At 64.0% G+C, this 26,236-nt stretch carries 25 protein-coding genes and 1 other RNA gene; 6 read left to right on the top strand and 20 right to left on the bottom strand.

Translation table 11 applies throughout. From position 1 onward, the window contains the following. Window positions 1-1,257 (bottom strand): tyrosine--tRNA ligase, encoded by a 1,257-nt coding sequence (gene tyrS / locus LDZ26_RS01570; protein ID WP_244847875.1) that lies wholly within the window; start codon window positions 1,255-1,257, stop codon window positions 1-3. Window positions 1,258-1,531: 274 nt separating this feature from the next. Between tyrS and LDZ26_RS01565 the strand changes: the two genes are divergently transcribed. Then, on the top strand, window positions 1,532-2,662 hold the full coding sequence (locus LDZ26_RS01565) for an anhydro-N-acetylmuramic acid kinase (protein WP_244848819.1): 1,131 nt from the start codon (window positions 1,532-1,534) through the stop codon (window positions 2,660-2,662). A 70-nt stretch (window positions 2,663-2,732) separates the two neighbouring features. On the opposite strand, the gene erpA is transcribed toward LDZ26_RS01565, so the two are convergent. The 3 genes from erpA to rplM form a co-directional block, all read right to left on the bottom strand. Continuing rightward, entirely contained in the window at window positions 2,733-3,098 is a 366-nt protein-coding gene (gene erpA / locus LDZ26_RS01560) for an iron-sulfur cluster insertion protein ErpA (protein WP_175939444.1), read from the bottom strand. Between the two features lie 198 nt (window positions 3,099-3,296). After that, on the bottom strand, window positions 3,297-3,689 hold the full coding sequence (gene rpsI, locus LDZ26_RS01555; protein WP_008351569.1) for a 30S ribosomal protein S9: 393 nt from the start codon (window positions 3,687-3,689) through the stop codon (window positions 3,297-3,299). 10 nt (window positions 3,690-3,699) lie between these two features. Further along, complete coding sequence (gene rplM, locus LDZ26_RS01550) at window positions 3,700-4,128, bottom strand: 50S ribosomal protein L13 (protein WP_159835229.1); 429 nt, start codon at window positions 4,126-4,128, stop codon at window positions 3,700-3,702. Between the two features lie 577 nt (window positions 4,129-4,705). Here rplM and LDZ26_RS01545 point away from each other — a divergent pair. Beyond that, on the top strand, window positions 4,706-5,128 hold the full coding sequence (locus tag LDZ26_RS01545; protein WP_159835228.1) for an OsmC family protein: 423 nt from the start codon (window positions 4,706-4,708) through the stop codon (window positions 5,126-5,128). A 60-nt stretch (window positions 5,129-5,188) separates the two neighbouring features. Here LDZ26_RS01545 and rnpB read toward each other — a convergent pair. The 3 genes from rnpB to pyrC all read right to left on the bottom strand — a co-directional run bounded on the left by rnpB (window position 5,189) and on the right by pyrC (window position 7,548). Beyond that, an RNA gene (rnpB, locus tag LDZ26_RS01540) (RNase P RNA component class A) lies at window positions 5,189-5,602 on the bottom strand. Between the two features lie 12 nt (window positions 5,603-5,614). After that, window positions 5,615-6,454: a DUF3025 domain-containing protein gene (locus tag LDZ26_RS01535; protein WP_370650624.1), complete on the bottom strand. Its 840-nt coding sequence runs from the start codon at window positions 6,452-6,454 to the stop codon at window positions 5,615-5,617. An 11-nt stretch (window positions 6,455-6,465) separates the two neighbouring features. Further along, complete coding sequence (gene pyrC, locus LDZ26_RS01530) at window positions 6,466-7,548, bottom strand: dihydroorotase (protein WP_244847874.1); 1,083 nt, start codon at window positions 7,546-7,548, stop codon at window positions 6,466-6,468. A gap of 217 nt (window positions 7,549-7,765) precedes the next feature. On the opposite strand from pyrC, the gene LDZ26_RS01525 reads away from it, so the two are divergent. Then, a complete protein-coding gene (locus LDZ26_RS01525) occupies window positions 7,766-8,668 on the top strand; it encodes a class II glutamine amidotransferase (protein ID WP_370650623.1) in 903 nt (300 codons plus the stop codon). A 56-nt stretch (window positions 8,669-8,724) separates the two neighbouring features. Here LDZ26_RS01525 and LDZ26_RS01520 read toward each other — a convergent pair whose 3' ends face one another. The 6 genes from LDZ26_RS01520 to LDZ26_RS01495 all read right to left on the bottom strand — a co-directional run bounded on the left by LDZ26_RS01520 (window position 8,725) and on the right by LDZ26_RS01495 (window position 14,462). Beyond that, window positions 8,725-9,450, bottom strand: coding sequence for an amino acid ABC transporter ATP-binding protein (locus LDZ26_RS01520; protein WP_244847873.1), 726 nt, complete (start codon window positions 9,448-9,450; stop codon window positions 8,725-8,727). Beyond that, complete coding sequence (gltK, locus tag LDZ26_RS01515; RefSeq protein WP_244847872.1) at window positions 9,447-10,124, bottom strand: glutamate/aspartate ABC transporter permease GltK; 678 nt, start codon at window positions 10,122-10,124, stop codon at window positions 9,447-9,449. The genes LDZ26_RS01520 and gltK overlap by 4 nt, the downstream gene beginning before the upstream one ends. Further along, window positions 10,124-10,864, bottom strand: coding sequence for an amino acid ABC transporter permease (locus tag LDZ26_RS01510; RefSeq protein WP_206467497.1), 741 nt, complete (start codon window positions 10,862-10,864; stop codon window positions 10,124-10,126). Before LDZ26_RS01510 ends, gltK begins: the two co-directional genes overlap by 1 nt. A gap of 69 nt (window positions 10,865-10,933) precedes the next feature. Further along, window positions 10,934-11,827, bottom strand: a complete 894-nt coding sequence (locus LDZ26_RS01505; protein ID WP_206467496.1) for a glutamate/aspartate ABC transporter substrate-binding protein — start codon at window positions 11,825-11,827, stop codon at window positions 10,934-10,936. 261 nt (window positions 11,828-12,088) lie between these two features. Then, entirely contained in the window at window positions 12,089-13,381 is a 1,293-nt protein-coding gene (locus LDZ26_RS01500) for a Glu/Leu/Phe/Val dehydrogenase (RefSeq protein ID WP_244847871.1), read from the bottom strand. Between the two features lie 109 nt (window positions 13,382-13,490). Continuing rightward, the gene (locus LDZ26_RS01495; RefSeq protein ID WP_206467495.1) at window positions 13,491-14,462 is read right to left on the bottom strand and encodes a LysR substrate-binding domain-containing protein; all 972 of its coding nucleotides are present in this window, start codon (window positions 14,460-14,462) and stop codon (window positions 13,491-13,493) included. A gap of 279 nt (window positions 14,463-14,741) precedes the next feature. Between LDZ26_RS01495 and LDZ26_RS01490 the strand changes: the two genes are divergently transcribed. Beyond that, a complete protein-coding gene (locus LDZ26_RS01490; protein ID WP_244847870.1) occupies window positions 14,742-16,130 on the top strand; it encodes an MFS transporter in 1,389 nt (462 codons plus the stop codon). 9 nt (window positions 16,131-16,139) lie between these two features. Here the strand turns inward: LDZ26_RS01490 and LDZ26_RS01485 are convergent, their stop codons facing one another. After that, window positions 16,140-16,343 carry a hypothetical protein gene (locus tag LDZ26_RS01485; RefSeq protein WP_244847869.1) on the bottom strand — a complete coding sequence of 68 codons (204 nt, stop codon included), beginning with the start codon at window positions 16,341-16,343 and terminating at the stop codon, window positions 16,140-16,142. 94 nt (window positions 16,344-16,437) lie between these two features. Next, entirely contained in the window at window positions 16,438-18,315 is a 1,878-nt protein-coding gene (locus LDZ26_RS01480) for an ABC transporter ATP-binding protein/permease (protein ID WP_244847868.1), read from the bottom strand. Between the two features lie 231 nt (window positions 18,316-18,546). Between LDZ26_RS01480 and LDZ26_RS01475 the strand changes: the two genes are divergently transcribed. Continuing rightward, window positions 18,547-18,942 carry an acyl-CoA thioesterase gene (locus LDZ26_RS01475; protein WP_244847867.1) on the top strand — a complete coding sequence of 132 codons (396 nt, stop codon included), beginning with the start codon at window positions 18,547-18,549 and terminating at the stop codon, window positions 18,940-18,942. Between the two features lie 6 nt (window positions 18,943-18,948). Here the strand turns inward: LDZ26_RS01475 and LDZ26_RS01470 are convergent, their stop codons facing one another. Then, a complete protein-coding gene (locus LDZ26_RS01470; protein WP_244847866.1) occupies window positions 18,949-22,071 on the bottom strand; it encodes an EAL domain-containing protein in 3,123 nt (1,040 codons plus the stop codon). Between the two features lie 187 nt (window positions 22,072-22,258). Next, the gene (locus tag LDZ26_RS01465) at window positions 22,259-22,738 is read right to left on the bottom strand and encodes a nitrate reductase associated protein (protein WP_206467491.1); all 480 of its coding nucleotides are present in this window, start codon (window positions 22,736-22,738) and stop codon (window positions 22,259-22,261) included. 148 nt (window positions 22,739-22,886) lie between these two features. On the opposite strand from LDZ26_RS01465, the gene fdhD reads away from it, so the two are divergent. Next, the gene (gene fdhD / locus LDZ26_RS01460) at window positions 22,887-23,714 is read left to right on the top strand and encodes a formate dehydrogenase accessory sulfurtransferase FdhD (protein WP_244847865.1); all 828 of its coding nucleotides are present in this window, start codon (window positions 22,887-22,889) and stop codon (window positions 23,712-23,714) included. Between the two features lie 21 nt (window positions 23,715-23,735). On the opposite strand, the gene LDZ26_RS01455 is transcribed toward fdhD, so the two are convergent. From LDZ26_RS01455 to LDZ26_RS01445, 3 genes are read right to left on the bottom strand one after another with little or no spacing between them, the layout of a single operon-like run. Further along, window positions 23,736-24,134, bottom strand: a complete 399-nt coding sequence (locus tag LDZ26_RS01455) for a lysozyme inhibitor LprI family protein (protein WP_244847864.1) — start codon at window positions 24,132-24,134, stop codon at window positions 23,736-23,738. Between the two features lie 58 nt (window positions 24,135-24,192). Continuing rightward, window positions 24,193-24,957: an enoyl-CoA hydratase gene (locus LDZ26_RS01450; RefSeq protein ID WP_244847863.1), complete on the bottom strand. Its 765-nt coding sequence runs from the start codon at window positions 24,955-24,957 to the stop codon at window positions 24,193-24,195. Window positions 24,958-25,014: 57 nt separating this feature from the next. Beyond that, window positions 25,015-26,214: an acetyl-CoA C-acyltransferase gene (locus tag LDZ26_RS01445; RefSeq protein ID WP_244847862.1), complete on the bottom strand. Its 1,200-nt coding sequence runs from the start codon at window positions 26,212-26,214 to the stop codon at window positions 25,015-25,017. Between the last annotated feature and the right edge of the window lie 22 nt (window positions 26,215-26,236).

Genomic DNA, 26,236 nt, shown 5'->3' with positions numbered 1-26,236 from the left:
TTAGGCCGTCAGCGTGATGCGCGCGAAGCGGCGCTTGCCCACCTGCACGACGAACTCGCCCGGCTCGACCTTCAGGCCCTTGTCGGACACCGTCGCGCCGTCGATCTTCACGCCGCCCTGCTCGATGTTGCGCAGCGCCTCGCTCGTAGACGGCACGAGCCCGGCCTGCTTCAGCAACTGGCCGATGGCAAGCGGCGCGCCCGCGAGCGTCACGGTCGGAATATCGTCTGGCACGCCGCCCTTCGCGCGATGGTTGAAGTCTTCGAGCGCGCGCTCGGCGTCCGCCGGCGAATGGAAACGCGCGACGATTTCCTGCGCCAGCATCACCTTGAAGTCGCGCGGATTGCGGCCGCCTTCCGCTTCCTGCTTGAAGCGCGCGATCTCGTCCATGCTGCGGAACGACAGCAGTTCGAAGTAGCGCCACATGAGCACGTCGGAAATGCTCATCAGCTTGCCGAACATCTCGGTCGGCTTCTCGCTGATGCCGACATAGTTATGCTTCGACTTCGACATCTTTTCGACGCCGTCGAGCCCTTCGAGCAGCGGCATCGTCAGAATGCATTGCTGCTCCTGACCGTATTGCTTCTGCAATTCGCGGCCGACGAGCAGGTTGAACTTCTGATCCGTGCCGCCGAGTTCCAGGTCCGCATTGAGCGCGACGGAGTCGTAGCCCTGCATCAGCGGATAGAGGAATTCGTGAATCGAGATGGGCACGCCGGTCTGGAAACGCTTGGTGAAATCCTCGCGTTCGAGAATGCGCGCGACCGTGTAACGCGAAGCGAGCTTGATCATGCCGTCCGCGCCGAGCGGCATGGACCATTCGCTGTTGTAGCGGATCTCGGTTTTCTCGCGGTCGAGCACCAGCGACGCCTGATCGAAATACGTCTTCGCGTTCATTTCGATCTGCTCGCGCGTGAGCGGCGGGCGCGTGGCGTTGCGGCCGGACGGATCGCCGATCAGCGACGTGAAATCGCCGATCAGGAAGATGACCTGATGCCCGAGGTCCTGCAACTGGCGCATCTTGTTGAGCACCACCGTATGGCCGATATGAATGTCCGGCGCGGTCGGGTCCAGCCCGAGCTTGATGCGCAACGGCTTGCCCGTGGCGGCGCTCCGTGCGAGCTTCTGCGCGAACTCGTCTTCGATCAGCAGTTCGTCGCAGCCGCGCTTGGCGATCGCGAGGGCGGCGCGCACGTCGTCGGTGATCGGAAAGGCCTCGCGCGGCGGCGCGGAAGAAGCGTTGGAGTCAGTGGTCATGCTTGCGGCTTGTGATGTGAGAGAGATGCGATGGCGCCATATGGAACGGCTCGCGCGCTGCGTAATGGCTTGTTCAGGCTCACGATTTTACGCGATGAAGCACGCATTCGGTCCGTTCGGCGGCGCGCGGACATTCGGCGGCGGCGGCGGGCGGCGGCCTCGGTCGGTGGCTGCGTCTTAACGATCGGCGTAGATGCGCGGATAATCCCGCGTTGATGGACAAGCACCGACGAGCATCGACGAGGAGGCGAGCGTGGGGAAAAAAGCCGAAGCAATGGAACCCGGCAAGGCAGACGGCGTGTACTTCGGCCTGATGTCCGGCACGAGCATGGACGGCGTCGACGGCGTCGCGGTGCAGTTCGCGGCGGGCAAACCGCCGGTGGTGCTCGGCGAGGCGCACGTGTCCTTCTCCGAGGGCCTGCGCGAGGCGCTCTTCGCGCTGCAGGCGCCGGGCGACAACGAACTCGAACGCGAGGCGCTCGCCGGCAATGCGCTCGCCACGCGCTACGCCGTCTGCTGCCACGAGTTGCAGAGCGTGAGCGGCTATTCGTCGACGAAGGTGCGCGCGATCGGCGTACACGGTCAAACGGTGCGGCATCGGCCGGAAAAAGGGTACACGCGGCAGATCAACAATCCCGCGTTGCTCGCGGAAATGACCAATATCGACGTGATCGCCGATTTCCGCAGCCGCGACGTCGCCGCCGGCGGGCAGGGCGCGCCGCTCGTGCCGGCGTTCCACGCGACGATTTTCGGCGCGAAGAACGAGACGCGCGTCGTCTGCAATCTCGGCGGCATCAGCAATATCACGGTGCTGGCGGCGAGCGGCGCGGTACGCGGCTTCGATTGCGGCCCGGCGAACGCGTTGCTGGATGAATGGGCGAACCGGCATCTGAACAAACCGTACGACGACGGCGGGAAGTTCGCGGCGCGCGGCGAGGTGAACCGGCCGCTGCTCAATGCGTTGCTGGACGAGCCGTTTTTCGAGGAAGCGCCGCCGAAAAGTACGGGCCGCGATCTGTTCAACCCGTCGTGGCTGGATGCGAAGCTCGCGCCGTTCCCGTCGCTCGCTCCCGCCGACGTGCAAGCGACGCTCACCGCGCTTACGGCCGTGACGGTCGCGCGCGAAATCGAGCGCCACGCGTCCGACGCCCGCGCGGTCTATGTCTGCGGCGGCGGCGCGCGCAATCCGGTGCTCATGCAGATGCTGCAACAGGCGCTCGATGAAACCGGCGTCTCGGGCGTGCCCGTGATGACGACGGATGCGCTCGGCGTGCCGCCGCAGCAAGTCGAAGCGTTCGCGTTCGCGTGGCTCGCGATGCGCTGCGTGGCGCGCGAGCCCGGCAATCTGGCGTCGGTGACAGGCGCGGCCGGCGAGCGCGTGCTGGGCGCGATCTACCCGCGCTGACTCCTTTCGCGAGCGGAAACGAAAAACGGAGCCCGAAGGCTCCGTTCTTCCACAACCGCTCGATCCGCGCTCAGACCGAGAACGACGAACCGCAACCGCAAGTCGTCGTCGCGTTCGGATTCTTGATCACGAACTGCGCGCCGTTGAGATCGTCCTTATAGTCGATTTCCGCGCCGACGAGGTACTGATAGCTCATCGAATCGACGAGCAGCTGCACGCCGCTCTTGTCCATCACGGTGTCGTCTTCGTTGATTTCTTCGTCGAACGTGAAACCGTACTGGAAGCCCGAGCATCCGCCGCCTTGCACGAACACGCGCAGCTTCAGATCCGGATTGCCTTCTTCGTCGATCAATTGCTTGACCTTGTCGGCCGCAGCGTCGGTGAAGACGAAGGGCATCGGCATTTCGGTCGTGGGGGTGTCGCTGACTGCGCTCATTGAACTCTCCAATTTAGCTTCTAGCCGCTATTGTAGGGCTGATCTCAAAATCGTGCCGAAAGCCCATGAAATCAAGAGGCTATATGCAAATTCGACTGATTCGGGCAAATCGCGCCCATAGAAAAAGCCGCCGGCACCTTGCAGTGCGGGCGGCTTTCGCAGCAGCTTCGCCGGCAGAACCAGCGAAACCCGAAGCGATTAACGCTTCGAGAATTGCTTCCTGCGGCGTGCCTTGTGGAAACCGACCTTCTTACGTTCCACTTCACGCGCGTCACGCGTGACGAAGCCGGCGTTCGACAGTTGCGACTTGAGCGTTGCGTCGTAGTCCATCAGCGCACGGGTGATGCCGTGGCGGACCGCGCCTGCCTGACCCGTTTCGCCGCCGCCGTTCACGTTGACCTTGATGTCGAACGTGGTGGCGTGGTTCGTGAGTTCCAGCGGTTGACGCACGATCATCAGCGACGTTTCGCGCGAGAAATAGTCGGCGATGGGTTTGCCGTTGACGATGATCTCGCCCTTGCCCGACTTGATGAAGACACGAGCGACGGCGCTCTTGCGGCGGCCCGTACCGTAGTTCCAGTTACCGATCATGTGGGCTCCCTTAGATCTCGAGCGACTTGGGCTGTTGAGCCGTGTGCGGATGCGTGGCTTCAGCGTAGACCTTCAGCTTCTTGATCATCGCGTAGCCGAGCGGGCCCTTCGGCAGCATGCCCTTCACAGCCTTCTCGAGCGCGCGGCCCGGGAAACGCTCTTGCATCTTGCCGAACGTCGTTTCATAGATGCCGCCCGGGTAGCCCGAGTGACGGTAGTACTTCTTGTCCGTGGTCTTGTTGCCGGTGACCTTCAGCTTGCCGGCATTGACGACGATGATGTAATCACCGGTGTCGACGTGCGGAGTGAATTCAGGCTTATGCTTGCCGCGAAGACGGCGTGCCACTTCGCTGGCGACACGGCCGAGAACCTTATCCGTCGCGTCAATCACGTACCATTCGCGCGTCACCTCTTCGGCTTTTGCGGAAAACGTCTTCATGATCGATCCAAAAATTAATCTGCCCTTTGCTCTTTACCTTGTTCGGTCCTGCTTATATGAGTGCGCTAAATGACTTTCCTTGCGCGTGCAGGCTCTCCCTGACTTCTCTCCGCGGGCGTGTGACGAAGAGAACTTTGAAGTATAGCGGGAAAACGCTCGTCGCGTCAAAGGGTTGCGGCACTCGGCGGCCAACTGCAGCCGGCGCGCGGCTCTTCGAAAGAAAAAAAGCCCGAGCATTTGAGGCTCGGGCTCAATCCACCTAGGAGGAGGTGGAGGAGACGCTGTAGGTACTGCAACAACCAATGGCCTGAGTATAGGCACGGTCATGCTGCAAAGCAAGAAGATTCGCATCATGGGAGTGCATTTCATAATGTGGATTCGGCTTGCCCTGTGGCCACGGCGTTTCGGTCTCGCGGCGGCTGGATTTCCGAGCGTCAGCGTGGCGCGCGCGGTTATGCGGATTCCGGCTTCCCGGCCGCGTCAATCGGAAAATGCGCGAACCCGGTCCGCGATGACCGTTCGATGAACCGCTACAATGAAAGCTGTCTACAACGCGTCAAGCGGGCGGAGCCTCAGCATGGAATGCAAAGTGAGCTGGATGGGACAGGACGGCATGGCGTTCGCCGCCGAAACCGGTAGCGGGCATCTCGTCAACATGGACGGCGCGCCGGAAGGCGGCGGCCGCAATCTCGCGCCGCGCCCGATGGAAATGGTTCTGCTCGGCACGGGCGGCTGCACCGCGTACGACGTCGTGATGATCCTGAAGAAGAGCCGCCAGGAAATCGAAGGCTGCTCGGTGACGCTCAAGGCCGAGCGCGCAAGCGAAGACCCGAAGGTGTTCACCAAGATCCACTTTCACTTCACGGTCACGGGCAAGAATCTGAATCCTGCGACGGTGGAACGCGCCATCAATCTGTCGCACGACAAGTATTGTTCAGCGTCGATCATGCTCGCCAAGACGGCGGAACTCACGCATTCGTTCGATATCGTCGAACGCTAAAGCGCGTCGCAGAAAAAAGAGCCGGCGTCAGAAAAGACGCCGGCTCTCTCTTTTGAATGACGACAAAGCGGGCCGATAAGCCGGATTCTGTGCGCGCGCAGCCCGGAGGCGAACGCGCGTGGCAGCCATTCCTCTAGGCGCGCCATTGCTGACGCGCTCGAGCTTCCTACCCGCAGACGAACGGGGGCACCGTCCTGCATCGCGAAGATGCGCGCCTGCCTATTTGGAATTGCTCCGGGTGGAGGTTACCGTGCCGGCACGTCTCGCGACGGCCGCGGTGCGCTCTTACCGCACCGTTTCACCCTTACCTGATCTTCGGACTTGCGCCCGAAGCCATCGGCGGTTTGCTTTCTGTTGCCCTGTTCCGCGTGTTGCCACGGATGGCCGTTAGCCATCACCCTGCCCTGTGGAGTCCGGACTTTCCTCGCCCTCGACGCCAAAAAGCGCCGAAGCCGCGACTGCCTGGCCTGCTTTGCGGCGTCGATTCTAACATGCGGCTTTCGCGCGCTTCGCTGCGCCTGCCGCGCTGCGCCGGCCGGGACGGAAGACAGCCGTGTCGTCATAGAACGCGGCGTCCGCGTTCGCGTCGCACCAGCCGGGCACGCCCAGCACCGGCAGCGGCGCGAACGCGCGGCTCGCGGGCGGCTCGGCCATCAGGCTGCGCGAAACGAGATCGTCGAGCATGGAGCGGCGGACTGCATCGTCCGATGAGAAATAGGCGGGCGGCACGTCCACGATCCACGCGTGCCCCGTGCACGCCTTGTATGGCGCGACGAGCTTTTCGAGCAACGCGTGGCCGAAAATGCGCGCCTCGCACCGGCTGCCCCACGACGCGCGGTCCGCGACGAACAACGCGCGCCAGTCGAAGCGGCGCAGCGCATCGGCGAGCGATGGGTCGGCGCACGCGAACAGCACCGCATTTTCGTCGAAGAGCGTAAGCGCATCGCGCACGCCGCCGCGCGTCGGGCCGATGCCGAGCGCGTCGATCTGCTCGGCCTGAGACGCGTTGAGCGCCGCCTTGATGCGCGGATACGCGAACCACATCAGGCCGTTGAAGAAATCGTGCAGATTGTGGCGCGTCGGCACGCAGCCGGTCGTGGCGATATGCGCCTCGTACGACGCGCCCTCCGGCAGCGATTCCTGCGCGACGAACGCGAGCGGCCGGCCGCGCCCGGTGACGAGCGCGGCTTGCGCGGCGTCGTCATTCAGTGCTTCGAGATAGCGCGCGGAACCATCGAGAGCCGCCGCCTGCCACCGTTTGCCGCGCGACGCGAGCGGCGCGAGCCACGGACGCGTCCAGTCGATCTCGTCGAAACGCGCGGACACTGCTGCTACCGTCAGACCGATTCGACGAACCGCCAGCCGATCGACTCGCCGCCGCGCAGCGGGACGATCTGCGTATCGCCCGCGGCGAATTCGGCGGGCAGCGTCCACGACGCGCGTTCGAGCGTCACCGTCTCCGCGCTGCGCGGCAGGCCGTAGAAATCGGCGCCGTGGAAACTCGCGAAGCCTTCGAGCTTGTCGAGCGCGCCGGCCTTGTCGAAGGCTTCGGCATAGAGTTCCAGCGCGTGCAGCGCCGTGTAGCAGCCCGCGCAGCCGCACGCGTGCTCCTTCAGGCCCTTCGGATGCGGCGCGCTGTCCGTGCCGAGGAAAAAGCGCGGATTACCGGACGTTGCCGCCTCGACCAGCGCCACGCGATGCGTCTCGCGCTTGATCACCGGCAAGCAGAAATAGTGCGGGCGAATGCCGCCGACGAGCATCGCGTTCCGGTTGTACAGCAGGTGATGCGCGGTGATCGTCGCGCCGATCGTGCCTTGCGCGTCGCGCACGTAGTCGGCGGCGTCTTTCGTCGTAATGTGCTCGAAGACGATCTTGAGCGCGGGGAAATCGCGGCGCAGCGGCGTCATCACGCGGTCGATGAACACTTTCTCGCGGTCGAACACGTCGATGTCGCTATCCGTCACCTCGCCGTGCGTCAGCAGCGGCATGCCCACTTCCTGCATCGCTTCGAGCGTTTTCGCGCACTTGCCGAGCAGATCCGTCACGCCCGCGTCGGAATTCGTCGTCGCGCCGGCCGGGTACAGCTTCACGCCGTGCACGAAGCCGCTGTCTTTCGCCCGGCGGATTTCGTCGGGCGGCGTGTTGTCGGTGAGATAGAGCGTCATCAGCGGCTCGAAGCGCGCGCCCGCGCCCTCTTTGGGCGATGCCGCCAGAATCCGCTCGCGGTACGCCCCGGCCATTTCGGTGGTCGTCACCGGCGGCTTCAGGTTCGGCATGATGATCGCGCGGCCGAACTGGCGCGCCGTATGCGGGAGCACGGCGGCGAGCGTCGCGCCATCGCGCACGTGCAAGTGCCAGTCGTCGGGGCGCGCCAGGTTGAGCGTAGAGGGCGAATCGGGCGATGCGGAAGTAGCGGACATGGCGTGGTGACGGCGAGAACGTTGAGAGAAAGCAAACCGCAAGCAAAGAACTGCGCAGCCGAGAAGCGCACGGCAGGAAAAAATCGCCGTGGAAATTCCGCAACGGGCCGCCAGCCGGCGACGGCGTTCGATTTTTTCGGGAATGCCCCAGTGATATGCTTGTCGGACGTATTGTAACAACCCGACTTCAGGGCTTCGGCCCGCCGCATCGAGCAACATGTGCCAACTTCTCGGAATGAATTGCGCCGAACCGACCGACGTGACGTTCTCGTTCACCGGCTTCGCGGCGCGCGGCGGAATGACGGATCATCACGCGGATGGCTGGGGCATCGCGTTCTTCGAGGACAAGGCGTGCCGGCTCTTCATCGATCATCAGTCGTCGGCGAGCTCGCCGCTCGCCGAGATGGTCAAGCGGTATCCGATCAAGTCGAAGAACACCATCGCGCATATTCGCAAGGCGACGCAGGGGCATATCCTTCTGGAGAACTGCCACCCGTTCATGCGCGAGTTGTGGGGCCGGCACTGGATTTTCGCGCATAACGGCGATCTGAACGGCCACGCGCCGCAACTCACCGGCGTCTATCAGCCGGTCGGCACCACGGACAGCGAACTCGCGTTTTGCGCGCTGCTGCAAGGCTTGCGCAGCGCCTTTCCGTGCTCGCAGCCGCCGCTCGACGAACTCTTCGAGGCGCTCGCCACGCTCACGCGCGAGATCACGCAGTACGGCGTGTTCAACTTTCTGATGTCGAACGGGCAGGCGCTCTTTTCGCACTGCTCCACGCATCTCTACTATCTCGTGCGCAGCTGGCCGTTTTCGACCGCGCATCTGATCGACGCGGACATGTCGATCGACTTCGCGAAGTACACGACGCCGGAAGACCGCGTCGCCGTCATCGCGACCTCCCCGCTCACCGACAACGAAGTCTGGACGCGCTTCTGTCCCGGCGATCTCGCGATGTTCCAGCAAGGCGCGCTCGCGCGGACGCTGAACATTCCGGTGCCCGAGGCAGTCGCGAAGAAGGCGGCCGAACCGCTTGCGAAGGCGTGCGTCGGCTCCGCGCTGAAAATCGACGAGATCCGCACGACGGCGGCAGTCGAATCGGAACTGGGCATCGAATAAAAAAACGCGGCGCTTCTTCTCAGAAGCGCCGCGTTTCTTTGGAGCGTTGCGAAAGCTCAGTGCAGGATCTTCGCGAGGAAGTCCTTCGCGCGGTCCGACTTCGGGTTCGCGAAGAACGCGTCCTTCTGGTCGTCCTCCACGATCAAGCCACGGTCCATGAAGATCACGCGATGCGCGACCTTCTTCGCAAAGCCCATTTCGTGCGTCACGCACATCATGGTCATGCCTTCCTGCGCGAGCTCCACCATCACGTCGAGCACTTCGTTGATCATCTCCGGATCGAGCGCGGAAGTCGGCTCGTCGAAGAGCATCGCGATCGGGTCCATCGAAAGCGCGCGCGCAATCGCCACGCGCTGCTGCTGACCGCCCGACAACTGGCCGGGATACTTGTCCGCGTGCGCGCGCAAGCCGACGCGATCCAGCAGCTTCAGGCCCTTCTGCGTCGCTTCGTCGTTCGAGCGGCCGAGCACCTTAATCTGCGCGAGCGTCAGGTTCTGCACGATCGACAGATGCGGAAACAGCTCGAAGTGCTGGAACACCATGCCGACCTTCGAGCGCAGCTTCGACAGATTCGTCTTCTTGTCCGTGAGCGACTGGCCGTTGATGCTGATCTCGCCCTTCTGGAACGGCTCCAGGCCGTTGACGGTCTTGATGAGCGTCGACTTGCCCGACCCCGACGGGCCGCACACCACGACGACTTCGCCCTTCTTCACTTCGGTCGTGCAGTCGGTGAGCACCTGGAACTGCCCGTACCACTTCGAAACATTCTTGATAGAGATCATCTTGCGACCTTTTTCTGAAGACTTTTGACGAGCGCCGACGCCACCACGCACACCGCGAAATAACATGCCCCGGCGAACAGCACCATTTCGACGGTCGTGCCGTCGCGGTCGCCGATGTTCGTCGCGGTGCGGAAGAAGTCCGCGAGACTGATCACATAGACGAGCGACGTGTCCTGAAAGAGCACGATCGCCTGCGTGAGCAGAAGCGGCACCATCGCGCGGAAGGCCTGCGGCAGCACGACGAGCTTCATCGCCTGGCCGTAGGTCATGCCGAGCGCGAACGCCGCGTTGACCTGCCCGCGCGGCACCGCCTGAATGCCGGCGCGGATGATTTCCGAATAGTACGCGGCTTCGAACAGCGAGAACGCGACCATCGCCGATGCAAGGCGAATGTCGATATCCGCCGACAGCCCGAGCACGTTCTGCAGCACCTGCGGCACGATCAGGAAGAACCACAGCAGCACCATCACGAGCGGGATGGAGCGGAACAGCGTGACGTAGGCGCCCGCGAACCATTGCAGCGGCTTGATGCCCGAGAGCCGGAACAGCGCGATGACCGTCCCCCACACGATGCCGATCACGATGGCGAGCAGCGTGATCTGCAGCGTGATGATGGCGCCCGTCCACAGCGTAGGCAGCGAGCCGATGACGCCACTCCAGTTGAACTGATGCATTACTTGCCTCCGATGTAGCCAGGCAGCCGCGTTTTCGCTTCGATCCAGCGCATGAGCAGCATCACGATGAGGTTGATGAGCATATACGCGAGCGTCACCGCGATGAACGATTCATAGGTCTGCGCCGTGTAGTCCACGAGCTGACGCGCCTGGGCCGACAGATCGAGCAGACCGATGGTCGAGGCCACCGCCGAATTCTTGAACACGTTCAGAAATTCCGACGTGAGCGGCGGCACGATGATGCGATACGCCACCGGCATCAGCACGTAGCGATACGTCTGCCATTGCGTGAAGCCCATCGCGAGGCCGGCGTTGCGCTGTCCGCGCGGCAACGCGTTGATGCCCGAGCGCACCTGTTCGCACACGCGCGCGCCGGTGAAGAGCCCGAGACAGATGATCGACGACGAAAAGAACTGCGCGGAAGGCGGCAGTTGCTTGAACCAGTTGCCGATGGAAGCCGGCAGCAACTCCGGTATCACGAGATACCAGATGAAGAACTGCACGATCAGCGGAATATTGCGGAAGATCGCGACATAGACGGTGCCGATGCCCGCCAGCGTGCGATTCGGGACCGTGCGCAAGATGCCGAACAACGAGCCGACCACGAGCGCGATGACCCATGCCGCGAGCGACACGGTAATCGTCACCCAGAAGCCTGAGATCAGCCAGCCGAGATACGTGGTGGGCTCGCCGGTGGAAACCGGACTCAGCAGAACGCCCCAGTTCCAGTGATAAGACATGGACTCACTCCAAAAAGAAACGGAAGAAGCAAGGCTCCTTCCGTCTCGTTCGTTCTTTACCCGAACCGGTTAGTCGATTGCCTTGTCATTCGGGCTCTTGAACAGAGCCTTCATGTCTTCGCTTTCCGGGAAGTTCAGGTTGAGCCCCTTCGGAGGAATCGGGCTTTCGAACCACTTCTTGTAGATCTTGTCGGCTTCGCCCGACGTCTCGACCTTCGCGATCGCGTCGTCGACCACCTTCTTGAACTCGGGGTCGTTCTTGCGCATCATGCAGCCGTACGCTTCATGCGATTGCGGCGCGCCGACGATCACGAAATCGCCCGGGTTGTTCGACTTCGCGCGCTCGCCGGCGAGCAGCGCATCGTCCATCATGAACGCGACCGCGCGGCCGGTCGACAGCGTCAGGAACGACTCGCCGTGGTCCTTCGCGCTGATGATGTTCATGCCCATGTTCTTTTCCTGATTCATCTTGCGAAGCAGGCGCTCGGACGTGGTGCCGGCAGTCGTCACGACGGTCTTGCCCTTCAGGTCGGCCCAGTCCTTCACGCCGGAATCCTTCTTGGTCATGAGACGCGTGCCGATCACGAAAATCGTGTTCGAGAAAGCCGCTTGCTGCTGGCGCTCGGCGTTGTTCGTGGTCGAACCGCATTCGATATCGACGGTGCCGTTCTGCACGAGCGGAATGCGGTTCTGCGACGTCACCGGCGTCAGCTTCACCTTCAGGTTCGGCATGTTGAGCTTTTGCTTGACCGCCTCGACGACCTTCAGCGCGAATTCGTTCGAGTAGCCGACGACATTCTGCTTGTCGTCATAGTACGAGAACGGAATGGACGATTCGCGATGCCCCAGCGAGATGACACCCGTATCCTTGATTTTCTTGAGCGTGCCCGCGTCCTGGGCGTATGCGCCCGTGGCGAAAATTCCCAGCGCGGCGACGAGCAGCGCAGCCTTTTTAACCTTCATGTGTTCGATCTCCTGTGGCGAAAAACCGGGCCAAGTTTAGCAGGGTAATCAATCTGAAAGAATGATTGTTAACCGCAGTTCGTCTTATTTTAGAGACGGTTGAGTGCAACCCAGTGCAACTCCGCGTAGGCGCGCATATTACTTGAATTCGATAAAAAAAGTGGCGGCGTCCCGAGGGAACGCCGCCACTTTCATGGGGAGGTGGCGCGGCTGCAACGCCGCGCCTCGCCGCGCTTGCGATGAACGCGCCTTAGCATGCGATCAAGGGTACAGGCCGCGCATTTCGCGCGCCATCAAAATGCGCGTACACGCGACGATAAACGCCGCCGTGCGCACCGAAACCTGCTGCTCGCTCGCCACTTGCCAGACCGCCGCGAACGCTTCGCGCATCACGCGCTCGAGGCGCTGGTTGATCTCGTCTTCGGTCCAGAAGAAGCTGGAGAAGTCCTGCACCCACTCGAAGTACGAAACCGTCACGCCGCCCGCGTTCGCCACGACGTCCGGAATGACGAGCACGCCCTTGTCGTGGAGGATGTCGTCGGCTGCGGTCGTCGTCGGCCCGTTCGCGCCTTCGACGATGATCTTCGTCTTGATCTTCGGCGCATTCTGCTCGGTGATCTGCCCTTCGAGCGCGGCCGGGATCAGGATGTCGCTTTCGATGGTCCAGAACTCGTCCTTCGAGACAGGGTCCGCGCCCGCGAAACCGCCGACGCCGCCGTTCTTCGCGACGTGCTCGGCGAGCGCCACCGTGTTGATGCCCTTCGAGTTATAGAGCGTGCCGGTGTGATCCTGCACCGCGATCACGCGCGCGCCCGCTTCTTCGAAGAGACGCGCCGCGATGCCGCCGACGTTGCCGAAGCCCTGCACCGCGATGCGCGCGCCTTCGATCTCCAGCCCGACGCGCCGCGCCGCTTCGGTGCCGACGACGAACACGCCGCGCCCCGTCGCTTCCTTGCGGCCGAGCGAACCGCCAAGCGAGATCGGCTTGCCGGTCACGACGCCCGTTGCCGTCTGGCCCTGGTTCATGGAGTAGGTGTCCATCATCCACGCCATGATCTGCTCGTTCGTGTTCACGTCCGGCGCGGGAATGTCCGTGTTCGGCCCGATGATGATGCCGATCTCGCTCGTGTAGCGGCGCGTCACGCGCTCCAGTTCGCCACGCGACAGCGTGCGCGGATCGACGCGGATGCCGCCCTTCGCGCCGCCGTACGGCACGTTCACCGCCGCGTTCTTCACCGACATCCATGCGGACAGCGCCATGACTTCCGAAAGCGTCACGTCCTGGTGATACCGCACGCCGCCCTTGCCGGGACCGCGCGACGTGTTGTGCTGCACGCGATAGCCTTCGAAGTGCGCGACCGTGCCGTTATCCAGCTCGATCGGGCAATCGACGATCAGAATGCGCTTCGGACGCTTGAGGGTTTCGAGCCAGCGCGAAAGAGAGCCGAGGTACGGCGCCACGCGATCGACCTGCCGCAGATAGTTCCCCCACGGGCCGAGATCGTCGGCGTGCAAATACGAGGGAATGGCATGGTCAAGCTTCGGAGAGGACATTGATGCTCCAGCGGTTTGTGGAATACGTCAATTGTCGAAAAACGGCGTTTCCAAATCCAATGCCGTTTCCTTATCCGATCATGCGTTTCTTGCATAACCTCCGGAAGCCTTACGCGGCGGGCGTTTCCGCCGATGCCTTCAGCAGTTCTTCACCGACTGCGTCCCATAGCGCACGGACGAGCGCCTGGCGCGGATCGTCGCCTTGCGAAGCCATCTTGTCGCGATAGAGGCGGATCTCCATCGTCAACGTGAACTGACCCGCGGGCGTGCCGCGCGTTCCCCGGTCGAGCCGGATGAGCCGCCCTTCCTCGACCGCATCCTCCACTGCACTATGCGGCAGAAACGCGACGCCGTGCCCCGCGAGCGCCATCGCCTTGAGGCCTTCCGCCATATCCGTTTCATACACTTTGTCGAGATGCAGACGCGCGGGCGCCGTCGCGATGATCACCTCGGTCATGCGGCCGAGGTAAGCGTTGGGCGTGTACGAGAGATACGGCACGGGCGCATCGGCGCTGGCGGGCAGCGTATAGCGCGCGCGTCCTGCCTTGTTCGGCGCGGAGAACGGGCTGATCGGTTCGAGGCCGAGCGTCAGCATGTCGTAGCGGGCGGGATCGAGCGCGACCGGATGGCTCGGATGGTGATAGCCCATCACGAGATCGCAGCCGCCTTCGACGAGCGAGAGCACTGCGTCGTGCACGTTGAGCGCGCGCAGCCGCGTGCGGATGCGTCCGAGCCGCGCCTCGATATGCTGCAGCCAGCGCGGGAAGTAGGTGAGCGAGAGCGTGTGCGGCACCGCGAATTCGATGGTCGCCGCCGGCGCGCCGCCCTGCCCGCGCAACAGCGTGCGCGCTTCGTGGAACTGCGAGAGCATCGCGAGCGCCTGCTCGTAGAACACCTGTCCGGCTTGCGTGAGCCGCGTCGGATAGACGGAACGGTCGATCAGTTCAGTGCCGAGCCACGCTTCGAGCGCCTGGATGCGCCGCGAGAACGCAGGCTGCGTGATATGGCGAAGCTCGGCCGAGCGGCTGAAGCTGCGCGTCTCCGCGAGTGAAACGAAGTCTTCGAGCCATTTGAGTTCCATGCTGGAGTCGCGCCGTGCCGCGCCGGATGCGGGAAGCAGGCATTTTAGCGGGCGCGGCTGTGTCCGATGTATCAAGCGAAGGCTTCCCGCACCACGCGCACGCATGGCGCACGGGCGCGGTGCGGCATTTCTCTTGGCGCGCTCGCTTGTCCTGCCCGCGCTGAGCCGCGCCCGCATTGACGCGCGCGGCATCGACACAAATTGGCATGATGCTTGCAAAAATCCGGGCCGCCGCGAACACAACGCCATAAGCGCGACAGCGCCCCACCCGGAACACTCATGTCCAATCTCATTGCATCGCTCAAGAGCGGCAACTGGCGCTCGCTTCTCGCCTGCTTCCTCTACTTCGATACGGGCTTCACCGTCTGGGTGCTGTATGGGCCGCTTGCGCCGTTCATCGGGCGCGACATCACGATGTCGGCGGCGCAACAGGGCTTTCTCGTCGCGGTGCCGGTGCTGGCCGCCGCGATCCTGCGCGTGACGCTCGGCAATCTGTATCAATCGACCGATGGCCGCCGCGTCGCGCTCATGGGCGTGTTGCTCTCGTCGATTCCGTCGATCGTGCTGCCGCTCGTTCCCGGCGTGCCGTCGTATGCGCTCTTGCTCGTGCTCGGCGTGTTCCTCGGCATGGGCGGCGCGAGCTTCGCCGTCGCCTTGCCGATGGCCGGTAGCAACTATCCGCCGAAGGTGCAAGGGCTCGTGCTGGGCCTCGCCGCCGCCGGCAACATCGGCGCGGTGCTCGACGGCTTCATGTTCCCGCATCTGGCCGATGCCTTCGGCTGGAAGGCATCGACCGCCGCCGCGCTGCCGCTCCTTGCGATCACGGCTGCCGCGCTGTTCGCATGGGCGTCGGATGCGGGCGAAAAGACCGGCAGCACGTTGCGCGCGCTCGCCAGCTTCGCGGTGACGCTCGTGAGCCTCGTCGTGCTCGTGCTCGCGGTGCACGGCGGCGTGTTCGGCGCGGGACGCACGGGCGTCCTGCTGCTGCCGGTGCTCGGCGCGCTCATCGCCATTGCCGTGCTGCCGCGCCGCTATCGTTCGGTGCTGGGCGAACGCGATACGTGGGTCATCATGCTCATCTACAGCATCACGTTCGGCGGCTTCGTCGGCATGTCCTCGTATGTGACGCTGCTGCTGACGTCGCTCTATCAGATGCCGAAGCTCGAAGCCGGGCTCTTCATGTCGCTGCTCGCGTTTCTCGGCGCAATCGTGCGGCCGTTCGGCGGCTATGTCGCGGATCGCGTGACCGGCGTGCGGGCGCTGCTTGTGCTACTCGCCGTTATCGCCGCAGCCGACTTCGCGTTCGCCATCTGGATGCCGCCGGTCGCGGGCGGGCTCGGCCTGCTCGTGTGCCTGTACATCGCGTTCGGGCTCGGCAACGGCTCGACGTTCCAGCTCGTGCCGCATCGCTGGAAGGGAAAGACCGGGCTGCTGTCCGGCATCGTCGGCGCGGCGGGCGGCATCGGCGGCTTCTATCTGCCGGTGATCATGGGCATCGCGAAGGAAAGCACCGGCAGCTATCAGATGGGATTCGCGACGTTCGGCGTGCTCGCGACCTGCGCATTCGGCGCGCTATTCCTGCTGCGTTCGCAATGGCTGCGGTGGTCGCCAACGTCCTCGCAAGGACACGACGCCGTTGCGATCAACGGCGCACACGCGATGGAGTGATGCGGCAATTCATGGCCGGCGATCGCTTTCGATTGCCGGCCAGCGCGCGAAGGCGAAGACCCACAGCATGACCAGGTTCACGATGGGCAGCAGTCCGGTGAGCACCCACCAGCCGGAGTGTCCGGTGCGCTTCACAATGCGCACGTACGGGTAGATGGTCACCACGCAAAAGAAGATAACGATCAGCCAGTGCCAAATGCTTAAACTTTCCATGCTTGTTCCACAGTACGCCTAATTAATTCAGCGAGACTATATATCAGCCTCGGATAGCCGCGGTCCGTTCGACCGCGACTTTCAGAATCTTCCTTCAAACCTTCGCCGCATCGTCCCGTTCGACGGCAGGCTCGACCGTCCGCTGCTGCTGCAAAGCCCACATCTGCGCAAAGAGTCCGCCCGCCCGGAGCAACTCCGCATGCGTGCCGCGCTCGACCACGCGCCCATGATCCATCACGATGATCTGCTCGGCATGCACGACCGTCGAGAGCCGGTGCGCAATGATGAGCGTCGTCCGCTCGCGGGCGATGGAATCGAGTTCGCGCTGAATGGCGCGCTCCGACTTCGAATCCAGCGCGGATGTCGCTTCGTCGAAGATGAGGATCGGCGGGTTCTTCAACAGCGTGCGCGCAATCGCCACGCGCTGCTTCTCGCCGCCCGACAGCTTCAGTCCGCGCTCGCCGACAGTCGTGTCGTAACCCGCGGGCAACGCCTCGATGAAGTCGTGGATATGTGCTGCGCGCGCCGCCGCCATCACTTCCTCGCGGCTCGCGGAAGGCCGTCCATACGCGATGTTGTAGTAGATCGAATCATTGAAGAGCACGGTGTCCTGCGGCACGATGCCGATGGACGCGCGCAGCGAATCCTGCGTCACATCGCGAATGTCCTGCCCGTCGATGACGATGCGCCCGCCCGTCGCGCGGTCCAGATCGTAGAAGCGGAAGAGCAGCCGCCCGAGCGTGGATTTGCCCGAGCCGCTATGGCCGACGACAGCGGTCGTCGTGCCCGCCGCGATGGTGAAATCGACGTTATGCAGAATCTGCCGCGCGGCTTCATACGAGAAGCTCACGTTCTCGAAACGCACCTCGCCGCCTGTCACTTCGAGCGGCGGGGCATTGGGCGCATCCGGCACTTCGCGGCCCGCGCCGAGCAGCGTGAACATGCGGTCCATATCGGTCAGCGCCTGCTTCAACTCGCGATACACCACGCCGAGAAAATTCAGCGGAATATACAGCTGCAACATGAACGTGTTTATGAGCACGAGATCGCCCAGCGTGAGCCGCCCCGCCATCACGCCCTGCGTCGCGCGCCAGAGAATGAACACGAGCCCGAGGCCGATGATCGTCTGCTGCCCGAAGTTCAGCATCGAAAGCGACCGCTGCGACTTGATCGCGGCTGCGCGGTAACGCTGCAGATTCTCGTCGTAGCGGCGCGTTTCCCATTCTTCGTTGCCGAAGTACTTCACCGTCTCGTAGTTGAGCAGCGAATCGATGGCGCGCGAATTGGCCTTCGAATCGAGCTCGTTCATCGTGCGTCGATAGTGCGTGCGCCACTCCGTCACTTTCACCGTGAACGCGATATACGTGCAGAGCGCGATGAACGTGACGATCGCGTAATACGCCTCGTACTTCGTCACGAAGAACGCGAGCACGAGCCCGACCTCCACGAGCGTCGGCAAGATGCTGTACAGCGAATACGAAACGAGTTGCTGAATGCCGCGCGTGCCGCGCTCGATGTCGCGCGACATGCCGCCCGTCTGCCGCTCCAGATGAAAGCGCAGCGACAGCGAATGCAGATGGCGAAACACCTTCAGCGCGAGTTGCCGCACGGCGCTTTCGGTCACTTTGGCGAAGAGCAGTTCGCGCAGTTCCGTGAAGAGCGAAGTCGACAGCCGCACGCCCGCATAGGCGATCACGAGCAGCCCGATGCCGCCGATGAGCACGATGCCCGGCGCGTCGTGCGCGCGGCCGAGCGCAGTGAGATGCTGCACCGAGGCGAGGCTATCGACGATGCGCTTCATCACGATCGGCACGCCGAGATTGGCGACCTTCGCGCCGATCAGGCACGTCAGCGCGAATGCGACGCGCCATTTGTAAGTGGTGAGATAAGGCAGCAGCGAGCGGATCGTCTGCCAGTCGTTGCGCGGACCTTGTGCGACCGGACCGGGCTCGGTGTTGGAATAGCGGCGCATGTATTCGAGTGGAGAAGGCGCTTCGCGCGCGGCGCGGGGACGCCTTTTGCTAGTCTTTAAGCGGGCGCACGCGGGAGCGTGCTTCCCGTACAATTTGCCGAAGGCCGGGGCGCCCAAGGGGCGGGCTATCCTTCGGCCTATTCTTATAACTCATGCATTGTCGCAGAAGGATCAGGGCCACGCTCACGGCCACCCTCTGCACGCAACGACGACGTCAACCGGGACCCTCTCATGCCGCAAGATTCCAAGCTACCTCAGAAACCCGTCGCGCTGCGCGTGGTGCCGCAACCCGCCGACGCGAACATGCACGGCGACGTCTTCGGCGGGTGGATCATGGCGCAAGTCGACATCGCCGGCTCCATCCCGGCGAGCCGGCGCGCGAACGGCCGCGTCGCGACCATCGCGGTCAATTCGTTTCTCTTCAAGCAGCCGGTATTCGTTGGAGATCTGTTGAGCTTCTACGCGGATATCGTGAAGACCGGCAATACGTCGATCACCATTTCCGTCGAAGTCTTCGCGCAGCGCATGAGTCTCGCGGAGGAAGTCGTCAAGGTGACGGAAGCGACGCTCACCTATGTCGCCACCGACCACGACCGCCGCCCGCGCGCCCTGCCTCCGCTCGACTGAACGCGCTCAGTTCACCAGCACGCCGTGCCGCAGCAAGCCGGGAATGGCTTCCTGCGGCATCGGACGCGAGAACAGAAAGCCCTGCATCTCGTCGCAATCGCGCTCGCGCAGGAATTCGTGCTGCGCCGGCGTCTCGACGCCTTCCGCGATCACCTGCAATTCCAGCGAATGCGCGAGCGCGATGATCGCGGAGGTGATCGTTTCGTCGTCGTCCGACGAGCCGATATCCGCGACGAAAGAGCGGTCGATCTTCAGCCGATGCACCGGAAACCGCTTGAGATACGACAGGCTCGAATAACCGGTGCCGAAGTCGTCGATGGCAATGCCGATGCCGAGCGCCGATAGCTCGGAGAGCATCATCACGGCGTCCTCGGCGTTGCGCATGATCGCGCTTTCGGTCAGTTCCAGTTCCAGATAATGCGGCGCAAGCCCCGTTTCGGCGAGCACGGACGTGACGAGCGTCGCGATATCGCGCTGCTGGAAATGCCGCGCGGACAGATTCACCGACACGCGCGCGGGCGGCAGCCCGGCGTCCTGCCACGCCTTGTTCTGACGGCACGCCTCGCGCAACACCCATTCCGACAGCGGCCCGATCAGCCCGCACTCTTCCGCGACCGGAATGAAGGCGGCCGGCGACACGAGCCCTTGCTCCGGATCGCGCCAGCGCACCAGCGCCTCGATGCCGACGATCGCGCCCGTCGCCATATCGACTTGCGGCTGATAGTGCAGCAGGAATTCGCCGTCGCGCAGCCCGCGCCGCAGTCGCCGCTCCATATCCAGCCGCGCGCCGACGCTCGCGTTCATCTCCGGCTGGTAGAACTGATACGTGTTGCGGCCCATGTCCTTCGCGCGATACATCGCGAGATCGGCTTTCTTCAGCACGGTTTCGGCGTCGTCGCCGTCTTGCGGGAAGACGCTCGCGCCCATGCTGCAACCGACGTAAAGCTCGGTTTCATCGAGCCATATCGGCTCGGAGATCGTCGCGCGCGTGCGCTCCATCCACGCGGTGAGCGCGGCTTCGTCGGCCAGATCCGGCAGCACGATCACGAACTCGTCGCCGCCATGACGCGCCACCGTATCGCCCGAACGCGCCGAGCGCGCGAGCCGCTCGCCGATCACCGCGAGCAGTCTGTCGCCGACGCTGTGTCCCAGGCTGTCGTTCACGTTCTTGAAGCCGTCGAGGTCCATGAACACGACCGCGATCCGCGAGTTGCGCCGCCGCGCCTCATCGATCGCACGTTGCAGGCGGTCGCGCAGCAGGTTGCGGTTGGGCAGGCGCGTGAGCGTGTCGTAATTCGCCTGATATTCGAGCTGCTCCTGATAGTTCATCAGGTCCGTCACGTCGTTGATGATGCCGATGTGATGCGTCGTGTGCCCTTGCGCGTTAGGCACGGGCGCGACGAACAACTGATTCCAGAAAAGCCCGCCGTCCTTGCGATAGTTGCGCAGCACGACGCTCGCTTCAGCGTTCACGGCGAGCGCGCGACGAATGGACGTGAGGCCTTCCTGCTCGCCGTCCGGGCCATGCAGGAAGCGGCAATCGCGGCCGATGACTTCGCTCGGGTCATAGCCCGTGATGCGCTTGAACGCCGGATTCGCATACTCGATCACGTGCGCGCCGTTCACGACGCCGGTGATCAGAATGGCGTTCACGCTCGCATCCAGCGCGCGGCTTTGCAGACGCAACGCGAGTTCGGCGCGCTTGCGGTCGGTTACGTCGTGATAGGAGCCGAGCACGCCGATCGTCGCGCCTTCGCCGTCCATCAGCGGCAGCTTGCTGATGACGACCGTATGCAGCGTGTCGCCGACGAGCACGTCGTGCTCGTGGTGCATCTTCGGAACGGTGGTCAGAACCACTTCCTGATCGTCGGCGCGGATCACGTCGGCCGCGGCGCTCCACGGCAGTTCGTAATCCGTCTTGCCGACGATCTGCTCGTTGTACGCGAGCCCCGCGTCGCGGGCGAACGCGTTGTTGCAGCCGAGATAGCGCAGATCGCGGTCCTTCCAGAACACGCGCTGCGGAATGTTGTCGATGATCGTCTCTAGCATCTCGTTCGAGCGGCGCGCCTCGGCTTCCGCGTTGATGCGGTCGGTCACGTCGTTCGCCAGCATGAAGAGGCCGGGCCGGTTCGAATACGTGAGCGCGTGATGCGAGACGTCCGCGCTGATGGTCGCGCCATCGCGACGCCGGTAACGCCACACGCCGCCCGAACGCTGGCCGCGCGCCGCGCGCTCTCCCGCTTCGCCCGTCTCGCCTTCGCTGCGCGCGAGCCGCGCGGCGAAACGGTCGAAGTCGTCGGCGACGTGCAGATCGCGCAGCGTCATCTCCATGAACTCGGCTTCCGAGTAGCCGAAATGCTCGCGCGCCGCCGGGTTCACGGCGACGAAGCGCATGGTCTCGCGATCGACGATCCACATCGGCACCGGATGCGCCTCGAACATGCTGCGAAAACGCTCGTTGCTGCGATGCTTCGCCCGCGCGAGCCCGATCTTCTCGCGCGCCGAACGCTCGTGAGTCAGGAAGAGCGTGATGAGCGCGCCGCTGCCGAGCAGCATCGTGAACGCGAGCAGCAGCATCGCGCCGCCCGATGCCTGCGCGGAGCGGTCGAGCGCCGCCGTGGTCGCCGTGTCGATGCGGTCTCGCAGCGCGGCGAGCGCATCGTCGAGCGCCTGCTGGTCTTCGGAGAGCAGCACGAACGCGGTGTCGGCCCAGGCGCGCGATTCATCGGCGCTTGCGCGACGCGTGCGCTCGTCGGCCAGACTCGCGTCGGAGCGCATCGCGGCGGCGCGCGCGGCGAGCGCATCGAAGGCGTCGCCTGCGCCGGGTTGCATTGCGATTTGCGCGCGCAGCCCGCTTTCGAGCGCGTCGAGATGCTTCTCGCGTGCTTCGTGCTGCGCGGCCGGCTCGGCGATGCCCGTCGCCTCGAAGCGGCTCAGTTGCGTGAGCGCCTCGCCGAGCGCCCCGCGATACGCGGCGAGGTCGCGCATCAGGCTCATCGAGCGGAGCGTGCTCGCGTTGGTCGCGCGCAGATCGACGATTCGCTGACACGCGACGAATGCATTCGCGCCGAGCGCGGCCAGCACGACGGCGACGTTCACGAGGAATCGCCCGGAGAGGAAACGAGTCATGAGCGGCAAGCGGTTCCTTTGCTGCGGTGGCCGCGCCGCGAGCGTCATGCCCGGCGCGCGCCCACGCAAAAGCGCGGCGCGAACCGGCAGGCTCGCACCGCGATTGATGGATAACGCGGATAACGGCAGCTTTTGCGCGGGCTTGAGGGCTGCCCGTGAAAATCAGCCGCTCATGACGCGCATACGCTCATTCGGCCAGACCGAATTCGCGCATGGCGGGCAGGAAGTCGTGATTGAGTTTGTCGGTGTTGCGCGAGAGCTTGGCGAGCGCGTAACGCTGAAATCGGTCGAGCGCGGCCCAGCGCGAAAGGCTCGGCGCGCTCAGGCCCGCCAAGCTGCTCTGGCGGATGACGGCTTCGGGCACGGCGTCGGCGTGGGCCCAGACCGGATCGGCGTCGCGCTCGATCTTTTCCGGCGCGGCATTCGCGTGCGTCTTCAGCATTTCTTCGAGCGCGAGATCGAAGTTCTTCTCCAGTTCGATATCGTCTTCGACCGGAAAACGCGCGAGCAGCACGCGATCGTCATACGGAAGCATCTGCCATTGATCGAGCGTGATGCGCATGCCGAAGCGGTCGAGATTGAAGCGCACCGAGAGCGGAATGAAGCGCAGATTGTCCGAGGATTCGACCTCGAACCCGAAGAGACGAGCGGTATCGTAAAGTCCCATGGCGTAGCCTCATTGGAGTGAGGGGCGCGCGCCGGCGCGCATCGCCCGCTTAAGTTATTGTAGGGCTTGGTACTGGGCTGAAACCGTGCAAGCAGCAGGTTGAGTCAGCAATGCTTATACCCGGACCATGCAGTGTAGGGAGAACAAGGTGGACCCACTGGAAACTGAAGAGCAGCCGGGCTATGTCGAACGGCGCGTGCGGCGGCATCGCGGCGGAGAAAGCGCCGTCGCAAACGATAACGTCGGACAGGAATGGCCCGTTGCGCTGGTCTACAACGGCATCTCGCACGCGGTGATGATGTGCACGCCGCGCGATCTCGAAGCGTTCGCCGTGGGCTTCTCGTTGACCGAAGGCATTGTCGAGCGTGGCAGCGATATTCACGACATCGAAGTCTATTACCGCGACGACGGTCACGCGCTGCCGCATGCCGAAGTGCATCTGCAAGTCGTGCAGCAGGCATTCGCGTCGCTGAAGGACAAGCGTCGCGCGCTCGCGGGGCGCACCGGCTGCGGCGTGTGCGGCATCGAGAGCATCGACTTGCTCGATCTTCAGCCGGAGCGCGTGCCGGATACGGGCTTTCTGGCGCGCGTCGCGCCGGATGCCATCGAGCGGGCGGCTCGCGAACTGCCGGCGCATCAGCGGTTGACGAAGCTCACCGGCGGACTGCACGCCGCCGCTTGGTGCGATGAAACCGGCGCGGTGCGGTACGCGTTCGAAGACGTCGGCCGACATAACGCGCTGGACAAGCTCATCGGAGAACTCGTGCTGCGGCGCGAGAACACGACGCAAGGCTTCGTGTTTCTGTCGAGCCGCGCGAGCTATGAACTCGTGCGCAAGTCCGCGCGCGTCGGCGTGCCGATGGTCGCGACTATCTCCGCGCCGACGTCGCTCGCTATTGCCATCGCGAAGCAGGCGGGGTTGCGGCTCGTGAGTTTTGCGCGGGAGGCGGGGTTCGTGGAGTATGAGGTGGAGTAAGAGCTGGAGTGAAGGCGGCGCTCACTGACCGCCGCACGACACGTCGCCTTCCTTGCAGTGCAACTGCGCAGCGAGATGCGCCGTCTGGGCTTGCGTCAGCTTTTCGACGCACAGGGCGTTTTCCATCGAATTGATGCTTCCGCCGCGCGTGCCCATGGTGTCGAACGTGCATTGCGCGTCGCGCCATGCGATCCACGCTCGCTGCGCCTTGCGCAATTGCTCCGCGCCGTCTTTGCTCACCTTCGACAGCAGCGTGCGGTATGTGTCGTTGAGCTTTTGATCGGCGGCTTTCAATTCGCGGCCCGCGCACTCGTCCATGGCCATTTGCGTGCTCGCCTTGTCCAAACACGAAGACGAGTCCGCCCACGCGGGCACGGTCGCGCAGACGAGCGTTGCGAGAAGAAGCGGTCTGAGTCGCATGAAACGTGTCTCCGCGTGAACGGCATTGGCTGCGGGCCGCTTCGTCAGCGGCACGGCATTACTGAAACCGGCTGAAATCCGCCTTCCGCTTCTCCAGAAACGCGGCAAACGCCTCGCGCGCCTCCGGCCCTGCAAGCATCCGCGAAAAATGCGCCGCCTCTTCTTCCATGCGCGCGGCAACTTCGTTGCGTTGGTCGTTCTTCATCAGCGCCTTCGTCGTTTTGAGCGATGACGCCGGCAGCGCCGCCAACCGTCTCGCTCGCTCGAACGCATACGCATCGAGTTCTGCGGCATCGATCGCGCCGTTGACGAAGCCCATGCTGATCGCTTCATTCACGTCGAACGCCTCGCCCAGCAGCAGCTTCTCCGCCGCCCGCTGATAACCCGCGATGCGCGGCAAGAGCAGACTCGACGCCGCTTCCGGACACAGCCCGAGCTGCACGAACGGCAGCGAGAACTTGGCGTTCTTCGCGGCGTAGACGATATCGCAATGCGAAAGCATCGTCGTGCCGATGCCGACCGCCACGCCCGCCACCGCCGCGACGATAGGCTTCGGCATGCCGCTCAGGCGTCGCAGGAACTGGAACACGGGCGCGTCGAGACCCTTCGGCGGATCGTTCAGGAAGTCTTCCAGATCGTTGCCCGCGCTGAACGCGCCGCCGTTGCCGCGCAGCAGAACCGCGCGCACCGTCGGGTCGTTTTCCGCTTCGTACAGACCGTCGGCCATTTCCTGATACATGGCCGCCGTAATGGCGTTCTTCTTCTCGGCGCGATTCAAGACGATGCTCAACACGCCTTGCGCTCGTTCGATGACGATATCCATGCGGCGTCTCCTCCTGTTGTTGGCCCGCGAGCGAAGCCGCGCCCGCGGGCCGCCCGATTACATCCGCTCGAAAATGCCCGCTGCGCCCATGCCGGTGCCGACGCACATCGTCACCATGCCGTACTTCAGATTGCGGCGGCGCAGGCCGTGGATCACCGTCGCGGAACGGATCGCGCCCGTCGCGCCGAGCGGATGCCCGAGCGCGATCGCGCCGCCGAGCGGGTTCAGCTTCGACGTGTCGAGGCCGAGGTCGTTGATCACCGCGAGCGATTGCGCCGCGAACGCTTCGTTCAGTTCGATCCAGTCGAGATCGTCCTGCGTCAGACCCGCGTTCTTCAGCGCGGCCGGAATCGCTTCCTTCGGCCCGATGCCCATGATTTCCGGCGGCACGCCGCGCACCGCAAAGCTCACGAAGCGCGCAAGCGGCGTCAGATTGAACTGCTTCAGGATCTTCTCCGACACCACGATCAGCGCGCCCGCGCCGTCCGACGTCTGCGAGCTGTTGCCCGCCGTCACCGATCCCTTGTTGGCGAACACCGGGCGCAGTTTCGCGAGCGTGTCGAGCGACGTGTCCGCGCGCGGGCCTTCGTCGAACGCGACCTCGCGCGCATTCACGCGCACTTCGCCGGATGCGAGGTCCGGGAAGCGTTCGTCGAGCGTGTAGGCTGTGATCTCATCGGCGAATTCGCCCGACTGCTGCGCGGCCAGCGCCTTGCGATGCGACTCCACGGCGAACGCGTCCTGCGCCTCGCGGCTCACTTTCCAGCGTTCCGCGACGCGCTCTGCGGTGAGGCCCATGCCGTATGCAATGCCGATGTCCTCGCTGCGCTCGAAGATATGCGGCGACAGCGACGGCTTGTTGCCCATCATCGGCACCATGCTCATCGACTCGCAACCGCCCGCGAGAATCGCATCGGCCTCGCCGACGCGAATGCGGTCCGCCGCCATCGCGAGCGCGGTGAGACCCGACGCGCAGAAGCGGTTCACCGTGACACCGCCGACCGTCTGCGGCAGCCCGGCGAGCAGCGCGCCCATGCGCGCGACGTTCAGGCCCTGCTCGGCTTCGGGAATCGCGCAGCCGACGATCGCGTCTTCGATCACGCCGGTATCCAGCCCCGGCACCTGCGCGACCGCAGATCTGATCGCGTGGACGAGCAGCTCATCCGGGCGCGTGTTCCTGAACACGCCGCGCGGCGCCTTGCCGATCGGCGTGCGGCTCGCGGCAACGATATATGCTTCCTGCAATTGTTTGCTCATAACCAGCTCCGATAGTCCGCGC

This window comes from Caballeronia sp. SL2Y3, assembly GCF_022879575.1.
Classification (GTDB): Bacteria; Pseudomonadota; Gammaproteobacteria; order Burkholderiales; family Burkholderiaceae; genus Caballeronia.
The sequence above is the reverse complement of the archived record's forward strand: the minus strand, read 5'-3'. Positions and strand labels throughout refer to the sequence as shown.

What these genes read in the sequence shown, in the direction of transcription:
- LDZ26_RS01490 (WP_244847870.1), top strand. Translation starts at nt 14,742, where the DNA reads ATGTCCAATCTCATTGCATCGCTCAAGAGCGGCAACTGGCGCTCGCTT.
- LDZ26_RS01485 (WP_244847869.1), bottom strand. Translation starts at nt 16,343, where the DNA reads ATGGAAAGTTTAAGCATTTGGCACTGGCTGATCGTTATCTTCTTTTGC.
- erpA (WP_175939444.1), bottom strand. Translation starts at nt 3,098, where the DNA reads ATGAGCGCAGTCAGCGACACCCCCACGACCGAAATGCCGATGCCCTTC.
- LDZ26_RS01475 (WP_244847867.1), top strand. Translation starts at nt 18,547, where the DNA reads ATGCCGCAAGATTCCAAGCTACCTCAGAAACCCGTCGCGCTGCGCGTG.
- LDZ26_RS01525 (WP_370650623.1), top strand. Translation starts at nt 7,766, where the DNA reads ATGTGCCAACTTCTCGGAATGAATTGCGCCGAACCGACCGACGTGACG.
- LDZ26_RS01505 (WP_206467496.1), bottom strand. Translation starts at nt 11,827, where the DNA reads ATGAAGGTTAAAAAGGCTGCGCTGCTCGTCGCCGCGCTGGGAATTTTC.
- LDZ26_RS01520 (WP_244847873.1), bottom strand. Translation starts at nt 9,450, where the DNA reads ATGATCTCTATCAAGAATGTTTCGAAGTGGTACGGGCAGTTCCAGGTG.
- LDZ26_RS01565 (WP_244848819.1), top strand. Translation starts at nt 1,532, where the DNA reads ATGGAACCCGGCAAGGCAGACGGCGTGTACTTCGGCCTGATGTCCGGC.
- LDZ26_RS01445 (WP_244847862.1), bottom strand. Translation starts at nt 26,214, where the DNA reads ATGAGCAAACAATTGCAGGAAGCATATATCGTTGCCGCGAGCCGCACG.
- LDZ26_RS01500 (WP_244847871.1), bottom strand. Translation starts at nt 13,381, where the DNA reads ATGTCCTCTCCGAAGCTTGACCATGCCATTCCCTCGTATTTGCACGCC.
- LDZ26_RS01510 (WP_206467497.1), bottom strand. Translation starts at nt 10,864, where the DNA reads ATGTCTTATCACTGGAACTGGGGCGTTCTGCTGAGTCCGGTTTCCACC.
- LDZ26_RS01480 (WP_244847868.1), bottom strand. Translation starts at nt 18,315, where the DNA reads ATGCGCCGCTATTCCAACACCGAGCCCGGTCCGGTCGCACAAGGTCCG.
- rpsI (WP_008351569.1), bottom strand. Translation starts at nt 3,689, where the DNA reads ATGATCGGTAACTGGAACTACGGTACGGGCCGCCGCAAGAGCGCCGTC.
- tyrS (WP_244847875.1), bottom strand. Translation starts at nt 1,257, where the DNA reads ATGACCACTGACTCCAACGCTTCTTCCGCGCCGCCGCGCGAGGCCTTT.
- pyrC (WP_244847874.1), bottom strand. Translation starts at nt 7,548, where the DNA reads ATGTCCGCTACTTCCGCATCGCCCGATTCGCCCTCTACGCTCAACCTG.
- rplM (WP_159835229.1), bottom strand. Translation starts at nt 4,128, where the DNA reads ATGAAGACGTTTTCCGCAAAAGCCGAAGAGGTGACGCGCGAATGGTAC.
- LDZ26_RS01495 (WP_206467495.1), bottom strand. Translation starts at nt 14,462, where the DNA reads ATGGAACTCAAATGGCTCGAAGACTTCGTTTCACTCGCGGAGACGCGC.
- LDZ26_RS01450 (WP_244847863.1), bottom strand. Translation starts at nt 24,957, where the DNA reads ATGGATATCGTCATCGAACGAGCGCAAGGCGTGTTGAGCATCGTCTTG.
- LDZ26_RS01470 (WP_244847866.1), bottom strand. Translation starts at nt 22,071, where the DNA reads ATGACTCGTTTCCTCTCCGGGCGATTCCTCGTGAACGTCGCCGTCGTG.
- LDZ26_RS01465 (WP_206467491.1), bottom strand. Translation starts at nt 22,738, where the DNA reads ATGGGACTTTACGATACCGCTCGTCTCTTCGGGTTCGAGGTCGAATCC.
- LDZ26_RS01455 (WP_244847864.1), bottom strand. Translation starts at nt 24,134, where the DNA reads ATGCGACTCAGACCGCTTCTTCTCGCAACGCTCGTCTGCGCGACCGTG.
- gltK (WP_244847872.1), bottom strand. Translation starts at nt 10,124, where the DNA reads ATGCATCAGTTCAACTGGAGTGGCGTCATCGGCTCGCTGCCTACGCTG.
- LDZ26_RS01545 (WP_159835228.1), top strand. Translation starts at nt 4,706, where the DNA reads ATGGAATGCAAAGTGAGCTGGATGGGACAGGACGGCATGGCGTTCGCC.